This window comes from Wolbachia endosymbiont of Drosophila incompta (assembly GCF_001758565.1).
GTDB lineage: Bacteria > Pseudomonadota > Alphaproteobacteria > Rickettsiales > Anaplasmataceae > Wolbachia > Wolbachia pipientis.
In genome coordinates, this window is sequence record NZ_CP011148.1 from 1,133,531 (window position 1) to 1,134,246 (window position 716).

At 33.1% G+C, this 716-nt stretch carries 1 protein-coding gene and 1 pseudogene; one reads left to right on the forward strand and one right to left on the reverse strand.

Annotated elements, in window-relative coordinates; translation table 11 throughout:
• Positions 1–450: pseudogene (locus WG67_RS08795) on the forward strand (hypothetical protein); the annotation flags it as partial.
• A gap of 3 nt (positions 451–453) precedes the next feature.
• Here WG67_RS08795 and WG67_RS08800 read toward each other — a convergent pair.
• Positions 454–716: glutamate--cysteine ligase (locus WG67_RS08800; protein WP_458694932.1), on the reverse strand; the 263-nt coding region annotated here is incomplete at its 5' end.

A 716-nucleotide genomic window follows, 5' to 3' on the forward strand; every position in this document is an offset into this window, starting at 1 on the left:
TTGATGATGTTGAAAGTCATCCATTTTTTGGCTAGAGGTAATGCAGATGTAACAAGTTATATTAGTTCAACATCAACGATCCTATTTTTGTTCATTTCAGAACCTATAAGCTATTATTATACATGCAAGAAATATCTGGATAATAAGGATCCTGAAAAGTCTGCTAAGTGTAAGAAGGACCTTATTATCAGCACATTAACTTTGTCGTTAGGTTTATTAAACTTCATATTAAGAAGGATAGAAACTCCAACTATACCAATAAACTTGGGTAGTGGTATAATCTATAATTTCAACTTAAGCGTAACAGTCAGCATAATATATAGTGCAGTATTTCTTGCAGTTCAACTTGATAAGTTGTTTAATCAACCTGTCAATGATGATCCTTCCACTGAACTTGATGATGTTCATAATATAAACGGTCATTCTAATGACAGCACTGTAGAGGTATAAGAATTAGGGATGAAAAGATTTTATTTCTACTGCCAACGCTAGTACTGCTAATTTGCTAACAATACTCCAAAGTGATAGAATTTTACCTTCTACAACCTGGCTAACATCATGAAACTCACAGTCAGTGGCATTCAAGCTAGAATATACATCTTTTCTGCTATTACATCGGTATAAGTAACATGTTGAAGTATCTCCTATATAGTATATTAGCGGTTCTGCAGAACTGCTTTTAAACATGTCAATGGTTGGTACACCTTCTTGTATAA